The sequence below is a fragment of the Methylobacter arcticus genome (assembly GCF_050917435.1).
GTDB classification, from domain to species: Bacteria; Pseudomonadota; Gammaproteobacteria; order Methylococcales; family Methylomonadaceae; genus Methylobacter_A; species Methylobacter_A titanis.
This window is the reverse complement of sequence record NZ_CP159583.1, coordinates 1254984-1271836: the sequence shown is the minus strand read 5'-3', so window position 1 is coordinate 1271836 and position 16853 is coordinate 1254984. Positions and strand designations below refer to the sequence as shown.

15 protein-coding genes and 1 pseudogene are annotated in these 16853 nt (G+C 50.0%); 13 read left to right on the top strand and 3 right to left on the bottom strand.

Annotation, left to right across the window (positions count from 1 at the left end; genetic code table 11):
- The first annotated feature begins 36 nt into the window (after positions 1-36).
- The 13 genes from ABXJ76_RS06260 to ABXJ76_RS06200 all read left to right on the top strand — a co-directional run bounded on the left by ABXJ76_RS06260 (position 37) and on the right by ABXJ76_RS06200 (position 14942).
- Entirely contained in the window at positions 37-2775 is a 2739-nt protein-coding gene (locus ABXJ76_RS06260; RefSeq protein ID WP_432745214.1) for an MGH1-like glycoside hydrolase domain-containing protein, read from the top strand.
- Between the two features lie 81 nt (positions 2776-2856).
- Positions 2857-3726: an SDR family oxidoreductase gene (locus tag ABXJ76_RS06255; protein ID WP_432745212.1), complete on the top strand. Its 870-nt coding sequence runs from the start codon at positions 2857-2859 to the stop codon at positions 3724-3726.
- Positions 3727-3728: 2 nt separating this feature from the next.
- The gene (locus tag ABXJ76_RS06250) at positions 3729-4595 is read left to right on the top strand and encodes an MIP/aquaporin family protein (protein WP_432745210.1); all 867 of its coding nucleotides are present in this window, start codon (positions 3729-3731) and stop codon (positions 4593-4595) included.
- A complete protein-coding gene (locus ABXJ76_RS06245; RefSeq protein WP_432745208.1) occupies positions 4576-6012 on the top strand; it encodes an FAD-dependent oxidoreductase in 1437 nt (478 codons plus the stop codon). The genes ABXJ76_RS06250 and ABXJ76_RS06245 overlap by 20 nt, the downstream gene beginning before the upstream one ends.
- A gap of 52 nt (positions 6013-6064) precedes the next feature.
- Positions 6065-7075 (top strand): VOC family protein, encoded by a 1011-nt coding sequence (locus tag ABXJ76_RS06240; RefSeq protein WP_432745206.1) that lies wholly within the window; start codon positions 6065-6067, stop codon positions 7073-7075.
- 195 nt (positions 7076-7270) lie between these two features.
- Entirely contained in the window at positions 7271-9418 is a 2148-nt protein-coding gene (locus ABXJ76_RS06235; RefSeq protein WP_432745204.1) for an FAD-dependent oxidoreductase, read from the top strand.
- Positions 9419-9529: 111 nt separating this feature from the next.
- On the top strand, positions 9530-10360 hold the full coding sequence (locus tag ABXJ76_RS06230) for a phosphate ABC transporter substrate-binding protein (protein WP_432745201.1): 831 nt from the start codon (positions 9530-9532) through the stop codon (positions 10358-10360).
- On the top strand, positions 10341-11195 hold the full coding sequence (gene pstC, locus ABXJ76_RS06225; protein ID WP_432745199.1) for a phosphate ABC transporter permease subunit PstC: 855 nt from the start codon (positions 10341-10343) through the stop codon (positions 11193-11195). Before ABXJ76_RS06230 ends, pstC begins: the two co-directional genes overlap by 20 nt.
- Positions 11188-12024, top strand: a complete 837-nt coding sequence (gene pstA, locus ABXJ76_RS06220) for a phosphate ABC transporter permease PstA (protein WP_432745197.1) — start codon at positions 11188-11190, stop codon at positions 12022-12024. The genes pstC and pstA overlap by 8 nt, the downstream gene beginning before the upstream one ends.
- Entirely contained in the window at positions 12021-12893 is an 873-nt protein-coding gene (locus tag ABXJ76_RS06215; RefSeq protein WP_432745195.1) for a phosphate ABC transporter ATP-binding protein, read from the top strand. The genes pstA and ABXJ76_RS06215 overlap by 4 nt, the downstream gene beginning before the upstream one ends.
- Positions 12894-13095: 202 nt before the next feature.
- Entirely contained in the window at positions 13096-14136 is a 1041-nt protein-coding gene (locus ABXJ76_RS06210) for a methyltransferase domain-containing protein (RefSeq protein WP_432745193.1), read from the top strand.
- Positions 14137-14152: 16 nt separating this feature from the next.
- A complete protein-coding gene (locus tag ABXJ76_RS06205) occupies positions 14153-14749 on the top strand; it encodes a sigma-70 family RNA polymerase sigma factor (RefSeq protein ID WP_432746460.1) in 597 nt (198 codons plus the stop codon).
- A complete protein-coding gene (locus ABXJ76_RS06200) occupies positions 14742-14942 on the top strand; it encodes a zf-HC2 domain-containing protein (RefSeq protein ID WP_432745191.1) in 201 nt (66 codons plus the stop codon). Before ABXJ76_RS06205 ends, ABXJ76_RS06200 begins: the two co-directional genes overlap by 8 nt.
- Before the next feature lie 163 nt (positions 14943-15105).
- Here the strand turns inward: ABXJ76_RS06200 and ABXJ76_RS06195 are convergent, their stop codons facing one another.
- The 3 genes and pseudogenes from ABXJ76_RS06195 to ABXJ76_RS06185 form a co-directional block, all read right to left on the bottom strand.
- A complete protein-coding gene (locus tag ABXJ76_RS06195) occupies positions 15106-15543 on the bottom strand; it encodes a putative iron-sulfur cluster-binding metallochaperone (protein WP_432745189.1) in 438 nt (145 codons plus the stop codon).
- 19 nt (positions 15544-15562) lie between these two features.
- Positions 15563-16266 (bottom strand): annotated as a pseudogene (locus tag ABXJ76_RS06190) (mercuric transporter MerT family protein).
- 160 nt (positions 16267-16426) lie between these two features.
- Positions 16427-16831, bottom strand: coding sequence for a MerR family transcriptional regulator (locus ABXJ76_RS06185; RefSeq protein ID WP_432745187.1), 405 nt, complete (start codon positions 16829-16831; stop codon positions 16427-16429).
- Positions 16832-16853: the final 22 nt, after the last annotated feature.

Here is a 16853-nt window from a genome sequence, read left to right as displayed (position 1 = left end):
AACAATAACATCACGCAAACAGGAGTTAACCTAACCATGGCCCTACCGACAAACAACACAGCCAACGCGAATAAACGCGATAACCTAGCCAACAGTACCCAAACAAAGCCAGTGAACATTCAGACTGCCGAACAACAGCGCATTGACGCACAAAGCAATGGCACGGCTGCTTGGCGTGACTGGGGGCCTTATCTGAGCGAACGCCAATGGGGCACGGTGCGCGAAGATTACAGCGCACACGGAGAAGCCTGGGATTATTTTAGTCACGACCACGCCCGCAGCCGAGCTTATCGCTGGGGTGAAGACGGCATCGCCGGTATCAGCGACATGACCCAGCGCCTCTGCTTAGGGTTGGCCTTATGGAATGGACAGGATCCCATTCTTAAAGAACGCTTGTTCGGCTTGACTAACGGCGAAGGCAATCATGGCGAAGATGTGAAGGAGCTCTATTACTATCTGGACGCTACGCCCAGTCATTCCTATCTGAAAATGCTCTATAAATATCCGCAGCAGGCTTTTCCCTACCAGGCACTGGTTGAAGAAAATCGCAAACGCGGCAAGGACCAGACGGAATTTGAACTACTCGATACCGGCGTATTCGATGATAATCGCTATTTTGATGTCTTTGTCGAATACGCCAAGGCCGATGTCGACGACATTCTGATGCGCATTACCGCCTATAACCGGGGCACCGATGCCGCGCCATTGCATATCCTGCCGCAACTGTGGTTTCGCAACACCTGGAGCTGGGGTCACGACAAGGAGAAACCTGCGCTGTCGGCAACCGAGACCGGCGCGATTGCGATTAAGCATAAAACCCTGGGCGAATACCATTGCTACCTCGACGGCGTACCCGAACTTTTATTCTGTGATAACGACACCAATGGTAAACGGCTGTTCTGTTCGGAAGCAGAAGGCTATTTTAAAGACGCCTTTCATGACGCCATCATCCACAATAAAACCGATGCCGTTAATCCTGATCAAAAAGGCAGCAAAGCTTGCGGCCATTTCAAGTTTTCCATCCCTGCACAAGCCAAAGTCGAAGTTCGCCTGCGCCTGACTCGTACGCCTAACCCGCTTGCTTTTAGCGATTTCGAGCAAGTATTCGAGACCCGACTGAGCGAAGCCGATGCCTTTTATGACGTTATACAGACAAGAATCCCGGACGATGACGCCCGGATGATCCAGCGTCAGGCTTTCGCAGGCATGATCTGGAGCAAGCAGTTTTATTATTATGACATACCGCAATGGCTGAATGGCGATCCCGGACAGCCGGAACCCGTAACTGAGCGCCGGAAAGGACGCAACAAGAACTGGCTGCATCTTAACAACGCCGACATCATCTCGATGCCGGATAAATGGGAATATCCCTGGTATGCATCCTGGGACCTGGCCTTTCATTGCGTCACGCTGGCGATGATCGATCCGGCTTTTGCCAAACACCAGATTTTGTTGATGACAAGAGTTTGGTACATGCACCCCAACGGCCAGATGCCTGCCTATGAATGGTCGTTCGATGATGTCAATCCCCCAGTACACGCCTGGGCGGCCTGGGAAATTTACAAAGCTGAATGCGAAGCCAACGGCGGTGTCGGCGATCTTGATTTTTTGGAACGGGTGCTGCACAAATTGATCGTCAATTTCACCTGGTGGGTCAACCGCAAGGATGCCGACGACAACAACGTGTTTCAGGGCGGCTTTTTGGGGTTGGACAACATCGGCGTATTCGACCGCAGCGCACCCTTGCCTACCGGCGGCCACATCAATCAGGCTGACGCCACTAGCTGGATGGCCATGTACTGCCTTAATCTGATGCGCATTGCCTTGGAGCTGGCGCTGCATAACCGCGTTTATGAAGACATCGCCACCAAATTTTTTGAACACTTTTTGTATATCGCCAAAGCCATGACCCATATTGGCGACGACGGCTTCGGTCTATGGAACGACGAAGACGGTTTTTTCTACGATGTACTGCGTTTTCCTGATGGCGAGATGATGCCTTTGAAAGTCCGCTCGATGGTCGGACTGATTCCTTTGTATGCCGTGGAAATCATCGAGCCGGAAATGCTGGAGCGGCTGCCTGACTTTAAACGGCGCCTGGAATGGTTCCTCAATTACCGGCCCGATCTGGCCGGCCTGGTATCGCGCTGGAACGAACCGGGACGCGGCAATCGCCATCTACTATCGCTATTGCGTGGTCACCGCATGAAGCTGCTGCTCAAGCGCATGCTGGATGAAAGCGAGTTTTTATCCGGCTACGGCATCCGTTCGCTATCGCGAGCACACCTCGATACTCCCTATGTGTTCGACTGCTGCGGCCATCCGATGTCGGTGCAATATCAGCCCGGCGAATCCGAATCCGGCACATTTGGCGGTAACTCCAACTGGCGTGGCCCCGTCTGGTTTCCGGTCAACTATCTGTTGATCACCTCGCTGAAACGTTTTGCCGGTTATTACGGCGACGATTTTAAAATCGAATGCCCGACCGGCTCAGGCCGCTATCTGACTATCCATCAAGTTGCAGATGAACTGGCGCTGCGGCTGACCCGCCTGTTCCGCCGCGATGACTCAGGGCGCAGGCCGGTGTTCGGCATTAACGACAAGCTGCAAAACGATCCGCATTTTAAGGATTATGTGCTGTTTCATGAATATTTTCACGGCGATAACGGACGAGGTGTCGGTGCTTCGCACCAGACCGGTTGGACCGGACTGGTTGCGAAATTGCTGGAAGTCAGCGCCGAATCAAAGACATCAGAGCATGACGACTCAATCTGAGTCATGACTGAAATTCGCGACGTGGGCGTCTGGCCTACAAGTGATTTATTGTTTTTTCACCCAGTAACTGGAGTATTTTGAATGAATCCCGAGCAACATAACAACCCCGACACCCCGTTACCCGATGTCGTCATGCCCAAATGCCCACCGCGCAATCTGCTACGCGGCCAAAAAGCGCTGGTCACCGGCGCCAATTCCGGCATCGGTCGCAGCGTGGCGCTGCATCTGGCCGAAGAAGGCGCTGACGTGGTGGTGAACTATATTTTTGATGAGCAAAGCGCCATCGACGTAGTAACAGAAATTAAGCGCAAAGGTGGCCAAGCAATCGCCATCAACGCCGATGTATCCAAGGAGAATCAGGTCAAGGCGATGTTTGCGCAGATGTTTGATGAATTCGGCACTATCGATATTCTGGTCAACAACGCGGGCATACAAAGCGATGCGGCTTTCGACGAAATGACGCTGGAACAATGGAATAAGGTACTGGGTATCAACCTCACCGGACAGTTTCTTTGCGCCCGCGAAGCGACCCGCGAATTCAAACGGCGCGGCGTAGTCAGGGAAATTTCCTGTGCCGCAGGCAAAATCATCAGCATGAGCTCGGTACACGAGGTTATACCCTGGGCTGGCCATGTCAATTACGCCGCGTCCAAAGGCGGCGTGATGTTGATGAACAAGAGCCTGGCACAGGAAGTCGCTCCCTATCGCATCCGCGTCAACAGTGTCTGCCCCGGCGCCATTCGCACCCCGATCAATCGCGATGCTTGGGAAACCCCGGAAGCCTATGCTGATTTGATGAAGCTGATCCCCTATAACCGCATTGGCGAGCCGGACGATATTAGCCGCGCTGTGGTCTGGCTGGCTTCGGACGATTCTGATTACGCCAATGGCATCAGCCTGTTTATCGATGGCGGCATGACGCTTTACCCAGGGTTTACAGAAGGCGGCTAAACATGAATTTATGCCAATCATTGCGCGAGCACTGGCCGGAATATCTAATGGAAGCCTGGGGTCTGGGCATGTTCATGGTATCGGCCGGTATCGTTGTGGTGCTGCTGGAAGCACCCGACTCGCCGATACCTGAGCTGATCCCTGACGGCAATCTGCGCCGGGCTATCGTAGGTCTGTTCATGGGCTTGACCGCCATCGGGATCATTTATTCGCCCTGGGGCAAACAGTCCGGCGCACAAATCAACCCGGCGATCACCTTAACTTTTTTACGCTTGGGTAAAATGGCAGCGTGGGATGCGTGGTTTTACATCGTGTTTCAATTCGTCGGCGGCACCCTCGGCATACTGCTGGTTTTGGCCTGTTTTGGCGACAGCTTCGCACAACCACCAGTCGCCTATGTGGTGACCGTACCGGGGCCTGAGGGGGCGTGGCTCGCCTTTGCTGCTGAAACACTGATCTCTATGGTTTTGATGTTAACGGTTCTGGCCTTCATGAATGCAAAAAAGCTTGCGCATTACACAGGACTCGCCGCCGGTGTGCTGGTGGCCCTATTTATTACCCTGGAAGCGCCGTTTTCCGGCATGAGCATGAATCCGGCACGCAGCTTTGCCTCGGCTGCGCCCTCCGGCATCTGGACAGCGGGCTGGATTTATTTCACTGCGCCTTTTTTGGGCATGTTCAGTGCGGTCGAACTTTATCGTTTGTTCAGGTTCACCACCCAAAGAATGTGCGCAAAACTTGATCATCCCCTTGACCGGCGTTGTATTCATTGCGGTCACGGCATTAAGAAAGATAACACTAACAGTCAGCAACCCGCATCGAATCAAGATGCTTACTCAAGGATTCATTATGACCGAACACCATTATGACGCCATTATCATCGGATCGGGTGCGGGCGGTTCGGCCTGTGCTTACAATCTGGTGCAGGCGGGTAAACGTGTGCTGTTGCTGGAAAAAGGCGGCCATCTGCCTACCGATGGTAGTACGCTCAACGTACAGCAGGTTTTCGGGGAAGAACGCTTCAAGAACCGGGAACCGTGGACAGACAACCGCAATCAACCATTGATGCCCGGCGAATATTACAATGTCGGCGGCAAAACCAAATGGTATGGCGCTGCCCTGTTACGCTTCAGTCCGCACGAATTTACCGCAGATTCAGACTTCCAATGCCTGGGCTGGCCGATTAGCTATGCCGATCTGGAACCGTTCTACGCCCAAGCTGAACAATTGTTACAAATCAATTATTTTGACAACGAACCGCAACTGAGCCGACTCATCAATCAAATTACCCAAGCTGATAACGGCTGGCGTGTCGAGTCGTTACCACTGGGCTTGAAAAAGGAAATTCTCGCTCAACCCGTTGAGGCCAAACACTTCGACGGCTTTGCCTCGCCGGGCGGCTACAAGGCCGATGCCGAACAGAACTTGCTGAGCCATTTTCTTGATAACCCGCTACTTCAACTGCTGCCACATAAAGACGTCACCGCATTGCTTTCTGATGACAATAATACGACAGCCATCACAGGGGTACGTAGTGTCGATGGTGTGTGCTATTACGCAAACACGGTCATTCTTGCGGCAGGCGCAATGTCTTCTCCACGCATTCTGCAAAAATATCTGCAACAAAGTGGGCTGGACAAAACGCTGCCCTCGGCTCCGCTGGTAGGTGCCTATTTCAAACTGCATATCAACAGCGCTTTGCTCGGGTTCTCGCTGTTTCCGCAACGGGATGTATTGCGCAAAACGGCGATCTTTTTTAATGAAAAGTTCCCGCATAGTACGGTGCAATGTCTGGGCTGGATGGACGGCGAAATACTGTCCACGCAATTACCGCTTTGGCTGCCTACTTTCGTAACCAATGCGCTAGGCGCAAGGGCTTACGGATTTTTTATCACCACTGAAGACGGCTCAAGCCCGGATAATCATATCGCCGGCAACGGCGGCCAAGATAATCTACCAAGGCTGGACTATGAATTGAAACGTATTCCGGCATCTGTCGCCGAGCATCATAAGATCACTAAGGCCTTCAAAGCCAGACTGTTAGCCGCAGGATTACTCGGCGTATCGCAACGTATGGGCCTGGCCGCAACCGCTCACGCGTTGGGCAGTATGGTGACGGGCAACGACCCGGCCAGCTCGGTGGTGGATGCCAACGGCAAAGTCCACGGCTTCGATAATCTGTATGTGGCCGATGGTAGCGTATTGCCGCGTTCCAGCCGGGTCAATCCGGGCTTGACTATTTATGCCTGGGGCCTGCGTCTTGGCCAGTATCTTGCCGCTCTATAAGGAAGGCAGTGTAACGTTTCCACCTTACTACAAACTATTAGGAGCCATCAGGATGTTATTCCGCTTTAGCATGACTATCATCGTCTTCGTTTTCTACCTGAACGGCAGTAACGTATGGGCGGAACCGACGGTGCGCGGCATTGATGCAATAGGCATTACGGTCAGCGATATGGATCGTTCTCTGGCGTTTTACACTCAGGTACTTGCCTTCAAACAGGTTGCCGAAGCCGAGGTGCTTGGCGATGCCTACGAACATCTTACCGGCGTATTTGGTCTGCGTGTACAGATTGTTCGTTTGCAATTGGGCGACGAATTCATTGAGCTGATTCACTATTTGACGCCGCGCGGCCGCCCTATTCCTGAAAGCTCGCATAGCAACGATAGCTGGTTTCAACACATTGCCATCATCGTTACCGATATGGATAAAGCCTACGCACATCTGCGAAAACATAAGGTGGAACATGCCTCACCCGCCCCGCAGCGTTTACCTGACTGGAATCCCAACGCTGGCGGCATTCAGGCCTTCTATTTTCAAGATCCTGACGGTCATTATCTTGAAATTCTGGAATTTCCCGAAGGTAAAGGCAACCCGAAGTGGCATGAAAAAAGCCAGCAGTTATTTCTTGGGATAGATCATACCGCCATCGTGGTTGCCAATACTGACATCAGTTTGAAATTTTATCGTGACACTCTCGGACTTCATGTGGCCGGTACCAGCGACAATTATGGCATCGAGCAAGAACGCCTGAATAATGTGTTCGGTGCGCACTTGCGTATCACTGCCCTTAGAGCGTCCCAAGGTCCAGGCATTGAACTACTGGAATATCTAACGCCACATAGCGGTCTACCCATGCCAGAGGATACTCAATCTAATGATCTTTGGAACTGGCAAATTCAGCTATCGACTCACGACACGCAGGCTGTTAACGGTATTCTGCGCAGCCGTCATTACCGTCTTGTTTCCACTACGGTGGTCGAATTGCCGGATGATAGTTTGGGGTTTTCAAAAGGATTCATGGCCCGTGATCCGGATGGGCACGCATTATTATTTACGGAATACTAAGATGTGCGCTTAGTAAATTGTAAGGATTCCGCTTGTCGTGCGACAAATGAACAATCTTTTGCATTTATATATTAGGGAATCTTTCATGAATAACGACATACTTTCATTCAGCGCTTCCTCTTTTTCAACATTTCCACAGGGAAAATCCCTGCTAACAACCGTTTTATGGACACACATTATTAAGGAGAACAAATTATGAATTTTTCACGCATAGCATTACTGGCTTTTATAGCGGCCCTGATCGCTGCTTTTTTCATTTTCGATCTACAGAGCTACTTAACCCTGGAAACACTGAAGGCGCAACAAGCATCGATTGAAACTTATCGCAGCAACCACCCCAGCATGGCCGTTGCCATTTATGCGCTTATTTATATTGCCGTTACCGGTTTGTCTCTGCCCGGTGCGGCCATTCTTACTTTGGCCGGTGGTGCTGTGTTTGGTTTGCTGTGGGGAACGGTGATTGTTTCTTTCGCCTCCACCATCGGCGCAACCTTGGCTTTTCTGGCGGCCCGGTTTTTGTTTCGCGATGGGGTAAAATCGCGTTTTGGCGATCGACTGAAAGCCATAGATGCAGGCGTAGCTAAAGAAGGTGCTCTGTACCTCTTTACCTTGAGATTGGTACCGGTTTTTCCGTTTTTTGTGATTAATCTGGTAATGGGTTTAACCAATCTAAAAACCCAGACTTTTTATTGGGTCAGTCAGGTGGGTATGTTGGCCGGTACCCTTGTTTATGTGAACGCGGGTACTCAGCTGGGTCACCTGGAGTCATTATCGGGTATTCTGTCGCCTGGCCTGATCGGTTCGTTTGTGTTACTGGGCATTTTTCCGCTGCTTGCCAATAAAATCGTCGAAGCCATTAAAGCCAACAAAGTCTATGCGAAATGGACTAAACCTGCGCGCTTTGACAACAATATTGTCGTGATTGGTGCGGGTTCCGGCGGACTGGTCACTTCCTATATCGCCGCCGCCGTAAAAGCCAAAGTCACCTTGATTGAAAAACATAAAATGGGCGGCGATTGCCTGAATACCGGCTGTGTGCCGTCAAAAGCCTTAATCCGTTCCGCCAAATTGCTGTCTCATATCAAAAGGGCTGCGGATTTCGGCATCAAAAAAGTCGATGCTGAATTTGATTTCGCCGATGTCATGAACAGGGTGCAGTCGATTATCAAAACTGTCGAACCGCATGATTCGGTGCAACGCTATTCAGACTTGGGCGTGAATGTCATCGAAGGTGAAGCTAAAATTCTTTCTCCCTGGGAAGTTCAGGTAACCACAGACGGTAAAACCAGCACCATTACTACCCGTTCCATCGTTATCGCCGCCGGTGCGCGTCCGTTTGTGCCGCCAATTCCAGGTATAGAAGAGGTCGGCTATCTGACGTCCGATAACATTTGGGCGTTGCGTGAACTGCCCAAGCGTCTGATTGTACTGGGCGGTGGGCCTATCGGCTGCGAACTGGCGCAAAGTTTCGCACGATTCGGCAGCCTGGTGACCCAGATGGAAATGCTGCCGCGCTTGCTGATCCGTGAAGATAGTGATGTTTCTGAAATAGTCATGACAAAGTTCCGCCAGGAAGGTATCGATGTGCTGGTTGAACATACTGCCAAACAGTTTATCATCGAAAACGGCGAAAAGATTTTGATTGCCGAGCATCAAGGTCAAGAAGTGCGCATTCCCTTCGACCAAGTGCTATTAGCGATTGGCCGTGTTGCCAATACCCAGGGCTATGGACTGGAAGATATAGGGGTGGAACTGTCGCCCAAACGCACTGTTGCCATTAATGACTTTCAGGAAACCAATTACCCGAATATTTTTGCCGTCGGCGACGTATCCGGCCCATTCCAGTTTACCCATACCGCCGCGCATCAAGCCTGGTATGCGGCGGTGAATGCGCTATTCGGCAGCTTTAAAAAGTTTCGTACCGATTACTCAGTGATTCCCTGGGCAACGTTTATCGATCCGGAAGTCGCACGGGTCGGTCTTAATGAGCAGGATGCAAAAGAAAAAGGCATCGCCTATGAAGTCAGCACCTATCACATTGACGATCTGGATCGTGCCATTGCTGACGGTGAAGCGCATGGTTTTGTTAAAGTGCTAACCCAGCCGGGCAAAGACCGTATTTTGGGCGTTACCATCGTTGGCGAACATGCAGGCGATCTTCTCGCTGAATTTGTACTGGCTATGAAACACCATATTGGTTTGAATAAACTGCTCGGCACCATTCATATTTATCCAACCATGGCCGAGGCCAACAAATATGTAGCCGGCGTCTGGAAACGTAACCATGCACCGGAAGGCTTGCTGCGTTGGGTTGGCCGCTTCCACGCCTGGCGTAGAGGTTGAGTAAATAATTTGTAAGGATTGTTTGGCAATAACGACTAATGCCTGTTGCAAGGTCGTCAGAATCACTGTGTAACGCAATAGCATCGTTCAATAATAACAAGGGAGTTAAGCATGAAAAAACTGGGCATAGTCGTAACGCTTCTTGTGCTGATAGGGGCGGTCTGGGGATTGTTGAGAACAAAGTCCGATGAACCAAAAATCGAAAAACTGGTATTAACCGGTTCCAGCACTATAGCACCGCTTGCTGCGGAAATCGGTAAACGCTTTGAGTCGTTACACAGCAATGTGCGGGTAGATGTACAGACAGGTGGTTCCTCTCGCGGGGTCAGCGATACCCGGGCTGAGCTTGCCGATATTGGCATGGCTTCCAGAGCACTCAAGGAAGACGAAAAAGATTTACTTCAGTTTACCATTGCCCTGGATGGCATCAGCGTCATCTTAAATAAGGCTAATCCCGTTGAAGCGCTGAATAAACAACAAATCATTGATATCTATACCGGCAAAATCATCAACTGGAAAGATGTCGGCGGCAACGATGCCCCTATTACCGTGGTTAACAAAGCAGAAGGCCGCTCGACACTGGAACTGTTTCTGCATTATTTCGGTTTGAAAAACACCGATGTCAAGCCACAAGTCGTCATTGGCGATAATCAGCAAGGCATTAAGACGGTGGTGGGTAACCCGGATGCCATTGGTTACGTTTCTGTGGGGACAGCCGAATATGAAGCGAGTCAGGGTGCGGCCATTAAATTGCTGCCGCTTGAAGGCATAGCGGCTTCAGTCGAGAATGTGCGAAACCGGAGTTTCCCCTTATCCAGACCGTTGAATCTGGTGACTCGTGCCGAGCCTGCCGGACTCGCCAAAGACTTCATCGAGTTCGCCCGTTCGCCGCAAGTGGATGATCAGATAGAGGCACAATACTTTGTCCCTGTTCCGCACTGACAGACAACTGGTTGCACTGCTACAGGGCTGTGCGCTGCTTTCGGCAGCGATTGTACTGTTAATTTTATTGTTTCTGGTCAAGGAATCCTGGCCAGTGTTGCGCCATGTTGGACTGACCCGTTTTGTCACTGATGCATCATGGCACCCGGTAGACGGTTTGTATAAGCTGACGCCGATGCTGTCGGCTACGCTGTATTCAACGCTGGGTGCCGTGTTGTTGGCTGCACCTTTGGGCATCGCTTCAGCGGTGTTCAGTCGTTATTATGCGCCACCATTTATTGCCGGTGGTTATCGCCGGCTGATCGAATTACTGGCAGGTATTCCATCCGTGGTTTACGGTTTTTGGGGATTAACCACGTTAGCACCGTTAATCGGTCGCTTGCATCCGCCCGGCGTCAGTCTGTTGACCGGTATACTGGTATTGACGCTGATGATTCTGCCGACCGTGGCATTAACCGCCGATGCCGCATTGGCTGCGGTGCCGGTTGCTTATGTTCGCGGAGCGGCCGCTTTGGGTCTATCGCGTTGGGGTTTGATCAGCGGTGTGGCTTTGCCCGCCGCTCGCTCGGGCATAACCGCAGGCACACTGCTGGCGGCAGGCAGGGCTATTGGCGAAACAATGGCGGTGTTAATGGTGGCCGGTAATGTAGTGCAACAACCGCAAAGTCTGTTTGATCCGGTGCGCACACTCACCGCGAATATTGCTCTGGAAATGGCCTATGCAACAGGTGAGCATCGCGCGGCTTTGTTTGTATCGGGCTTGGCCTTGATGGTTATGGTGTTGGTTTTAGTCGGTACGGCTGAATTATTTTCTAAAGAGCGCCATCATGTTTAAAAATGCGCTAACGACGCTGTTAATCTGGCTGATAGCGCTGCTGGTTAGCGGCGTCTTTGCCTGGATGCTGTCTGACATCATTATTCACGGACTGCCCAAACTATCCTGGTCGTTTCTCATTGAAATACCTAAAAATGCCGGACGTTCCGGCGGTATCGGCCCGATTATCGTATCGACGGTATTGATTTTAGGGGTTGCGATGGTAACGGCAGTACCGCTTAGCCTGGCTACGGCTGTGCTATTGAGTGAATTCACCCGGCATGACAGTGTGTTTGGCCGCTTAGTGCGACGCAGTCTGGATGTGCTGGCGGGTGTGCCATCGATCGTATTCGGGCTGTTTGGTAATGCGTTTTTTTGTATTTATTTAGGATTCGGTTTTTCCATTTTGTCAGGTGGTCTGACCCTGGCCTGTATGGTCTTGCCACTTTTGATCCGCACCGCCGAGGAAGGCTTGCAGGCAGCGCCCAATGATTATCGGTTGGCTTCTGCTGCTTTGGGGATGTCACGGAGCGCAACACTGGTTCATCTGCTGTTGCCAGCCGCAACTCCAGCTTTGCTCGCCGGTTTAATGCTAGGGATCGGGCGAGCCGTTGCTGAAACCGCTGCGCTGATCTTTACCAGCGGTTATGTCGATCGCATGCCGGACTCGTTATTTGATTCCGGCCGGGCGTTATCGGTACATATTTATGACCTGTCCATGAACGTGGCGGGTGGCGATGCCAATGCATATTCATCCGCGCTGGTATTGATCCTGCTTTTATTAATCATCAACAGTATTGCCCTAAGCCTGGCTAACCATTGGCTGCACAGGAGCGTTGTTACCCCATGAGTCACTTTATAAACAATAAATCTGAACAGGCCGATAAATCCAATACGGATGATGCCTATACCTTGGGACCTTTGCAGGCAGGCCCTCCATGCTGCGATCCTGAGCCGCTGATCCGAGTTGACAACCTGTCTTTGCATTATGGAGAAAAACCGGCACTGGAAGGTGTCTCGCTGGATATTTATAAAGGTTGCATTACGGCGCTGATCGGGCCGTCCGGATGCGGTAAAACCAGTTTCCTGTCAGTACTCAATCGCTTGACCGATATGATTCCCGATTGCCGCGTGTCGGGTAATGTTCATTTTAACCAGAGGGATTTACGACATCCCGCCCTTGATGTGCAAAGATTACGCCGCGATATCGGCATGATTTTTCAAAAACCGGTACCGTTTCCGCTGTCGATCCGGCGCAATATAGAACTGCCGCTACGGGAGCACGGTATGAGCAAACAAGCAGAGTTAAACGACGTTGTGCAACAGGTTCTACAGGATGTCGGTTTGTGGGACGAAGTAAAAGACCGGCTGGCATCCTCTGCGCTGGCCCTGTCCGGCGGACAGCAACAACGTCTGTGTATCGCCAGGGCCTTGGCATTGCAACCGAAAGTATTATTGATGGATGAACCGTGCAGCGCCTTAGACCCGATTTCTTCGGGTGTCGTTGAGGATTTGATTCAACGTTTACGCGGAAAATACACGGTCGTGATCGTGACCCATAATCTGGCCCAAGCCCGACGTATTGCCAATTACGCCGGTTTTTTCTGGATCAAAGACCAGCGAGCCGGATGCCTGATCGAATTTGGTCAATGTAAGCAGATTTTTGAAGCCCCTGCTCATGAATTAACGGCAGCTTATGTCAATGGCAGTCGTGGGTAATTGATCTATAAACGGTGGCGAGTAGCCTGGATGGGAGCTTGTAAAATTCTAAACTTGACGATTTATTTAGGGTTAATGGATATTTTTGTAAGGTTTTTTCTGATCTTAACGACTAATAAAGCATTACTATGCACGGCATTATGTTCAGCCGCCATCCAGGTTGTTGGTGCCGACTTTTATTTTAAAACACGAGAGGAAGCCCATGACTACCAGCATCGAAATCAGCGAATCCGTCCGTCATTATTATGGTCAGGTTTTGCAATCCAGTAATGACCTAAAAACCAGCGCCTGTTGCAGTATTGACGCGATGCCAGGTTACTTAAAAGCCTTACTGGCCGGTTTGCACCCGGAAGTGCTGGAGCGCTTTTACGGCTGTGGCTCGCCACTGCCTCCGGTTTTGTGGGGCAAGACGGTGCTGGATTTGGGCTGCGGTTCTGGCCGCGATTGCTATTTGTTGTCTAAACTGGTTGGCCCGGAAGGCAGGGTGATTGGCGTCGATATGACACCGGAGCAGCTGGAAGTGGCAACGCGTCACCGCGATTGGCATGCCGAACGCTTCGGTTATGCCAATGTCGAATTTTTGCACGGACATATCGAAAATCTGGCGGCTATCGGTATCGACGATAACAGCATTGATGTCGTGGTTTCCAATTGCGTGATTAACCTGTCACCGGAAAAACCACGGGTACTGGCGGAAATATTCCGGGTGCTAAAACCGGGCGGCGAACTCTTTTTTTCCGACGTCTTTGCCGACCGCCGCATCCCTGCCGCCTTGCGCCAAGACCCCGTTTTGCTGGGAGAATGCCTGGGCGGCGCTTTGTATTGGGAAGACTTCCGGCGGATTTTGCACGAACTGGGTTGTCCCGATGTGCGCGTCGTCAAACAAAATCCCATCAGTCTCGACGATCCAGAAGTCGCCGCTAAAATCGGCATGGTCAAGTTTAGCTCAGTCACTGTCAGCGCTTTCAAGCTACCACTGGAAGATCGCTGCGAGGATTACGGCCAGGTGGCCTACTATCTCGGCACCATCCCCGAGCATCCCCATGCTTTTGATTTGGACGATCATCATCACTTTGAAACCGGCCGACCGCTACGGGTATGTGGCAATACCGCCGACATGCTGACCGCCAGCCGTTATGCCGAGCATTTTCAGGTGTTGGGTGAGAAATCCCACCACTTCGGATTGTTTGACTGTACGCCAGGGCCTGAGGTTGACTCGGCAGAGACTGGCTTGTGTTGTTGATTGGAGCAACTATGTGATGACAGACACTTTATTCACCGAACAAACATTGGCTGAACAAAGGCCGGTATTATTTCGCTACGCGCTGCTGCAATTGCGTGATAACGAGTTAGCCGACGATGCGGTACAGGAAACGCTGTTGGCGGCCTTACAATCGGCATCAGGTTTTGAAGGCAAGGCGGGGGTGCGTACCTGGCTGATTGGTATTCTTAAACACAAAATCGCCGATCACTGGCGGCGTAGCGCCCGTGAAAGCGCTGTCCCGGAGTTTACCCAAATTGACGAAAGTGATGACGAAACGGAGCAAGACGAATTTTTCATGAGTAACGGCCACTGGAATGGTGGTCCCAAGGCCTGGGCCGATCCTGAAGCGGCGCTGAAACAGCAGGAATTCTGGACGATATACGAGGCCTGTCAAAACAACCTACCGCCGAAAATGGCCAAGGTCTTTATGCTGCGTGAACTGGTCGGGCTGGAAACCGACGAAGTTTGCCGGGAAGCCGGACTTAGCGAAGCTAATTACTGGGTCACCATGCACCGGGCGCGACTCAGGCTGCGCGAATGCCTGGAAATCCGTTGGTTCAATAATACAAAAAAGGAGAAACACCATGCGTAGCTGTCGAGATATTTCCGCCCTGGTTTCCCAGGGGTTGGATAAAAAATTAAGTTTGCGCGAACGTCTTGCGGTGTGGCTGCATGTAATGATGTGTAACCGTTGCCGCAACTTTCAAAAACAGACACAGTTTATCCGCAAGGCGGCACGGCATTACACTGATGATCTGCAAAGCCGGTTAGGTAAAAAATCGTAAATCGCGATATCGCGTGATGTTTGGAGTCGCGGAACGGTATAGGTCTGAATAGTTGGTAAAGTTATCCCAAAGCAGCCTAAATTAGAGGAATATTGACAGCATCATAGCGGCTAAAACCGAACGGTCAAGGGTATTCGTGCCATGCCAATATTTTTCAGTTAGTTCACTGTTGAGCTGTGTATTCTTTTTCCATATGCTTAAATTTCGCTAAACAGCATTGTCCTGACGGGTTCCTGAGTTCACAGGCGCATTCGCCTGATTTTGTTCGTTGAATAACAAAGTCTTTGATCGAGTCAGCATCGTTAGCACGTAACGCTGTTCGATAGAGGTCAGCCTCAATGTCAAAACAATAACAAAGCTTGTTTTTCTGGATTTCCTGATACGATCTTAAATGCAGTTTGGGAACAGAGTTTCCGGCTAATGAAAAATAGCCGATTAAACAATTTTTTAATGAGCAAAAATAATAGGTGCCGGGAGTAAGTTCCTGATTCTCTGGAAACCTTACCTGATGGTAAAGTGTGCGCATTTCGACACTTTTACAAGCAGCACCACACTGAGGACAAGCTTGTGTAATGGGACTGCTCGAACAACAATTTGACATAGTCTTGCTCTGTTTATGTTTATTTATTTATTTGACTTACCGTTGCCGGATAACCGGCATCTGTGGTTGCTTTAATCAAGGCTTCGCTGCTGGTTTTTTGGGGATCGAAAGTAACTGAAGCTGTTTTTGAATTGTAATCAACACTAACCTCCTGCACACCCACAACACCTAGCAGCGCTTTTTTAATGGTGAATTTACACATCGCACAGGTCATGTTTTGTATAGCCAATGTTACCGATTGGCTGTTGCTTTTCACTTGAACAACCGTTTCAGCATGTATTGTCTGCATTAATAAAGGTGCTGTTACTAAGCTAAAAATAAAAAATATGATTTTAAAGGTCATTATTATTCTCCTTATTCCATAAATAACGGGGCATACCAAGGAAATGCCAATAGCATCATGACCAACGCTGAACCAATCCAGAAAATTAGCCGTTGCCTATGCTGAACGTCATATGCTGCACACGCTTCACCCGCTTTACAGTTAGCCGGTATCAAATAGAGCTTGCGGAACCCAAAACCTATAAAAATCAGGGATAGAATGAGAAAAAATGGGCGGATCGATTCCATTGAGGTTAATGCTCTCATCCATGCTCCGCCTATCCCTAAGGATAAAAGTAGCAATGGACCGACACAGCATATTGATGCGCCAATGGCAGCTAGTACTGCTCCGAACCCTAACCAGGATGTGTCTTTAGGTGGGGTTACATGTTCTCTTGTCATAAGAGTTCTCCTGTATTAAACATAGAAATTTTTCTGTTGACTGGCATTTAGCGAAGTCATGCTAAACGTCAGAAGCTAAATAGTGATTAAGTTCGAATAGGAGTGTAAACCCTGTTCTATGGAACAGAGTCAAGAAGGGGTTGTATTATTTTTTTAAAACTCAGGATTTTATGTCCGAATCCTTTGAAAGTGTTTCAATGAGAGAACAATATTCTTTTGATGAATCACTCTGACAGCCTTTTACCAGGTTATCCAAGACATGACGAAGAGCAATTAAATCCTTTATTTGCGCATCGATTTGCTGACATTTCTGTTCAGCAATTTTTCGTACTTTAGCACAATGAGTGCCATCCAGAGATAACAGTTCTGCAATTTCTTTTAAGGTAAAACCGGCTTGTTGAGCACGTTTGATAAATCGAACTCTGGCTATAGCATTTGGTGGATAGTGCCGATAACCGCTGCAAGGTTTTTCAGGCTCTATCAATAAACCTATTTTCTGATAGTAGCGGATAGTTTCAATGGTTACTTCTGCATGTTTGGCCAAATTGCCAATTGTTAGCTTCATCTTGTTGGATTTTTCTGTTTAA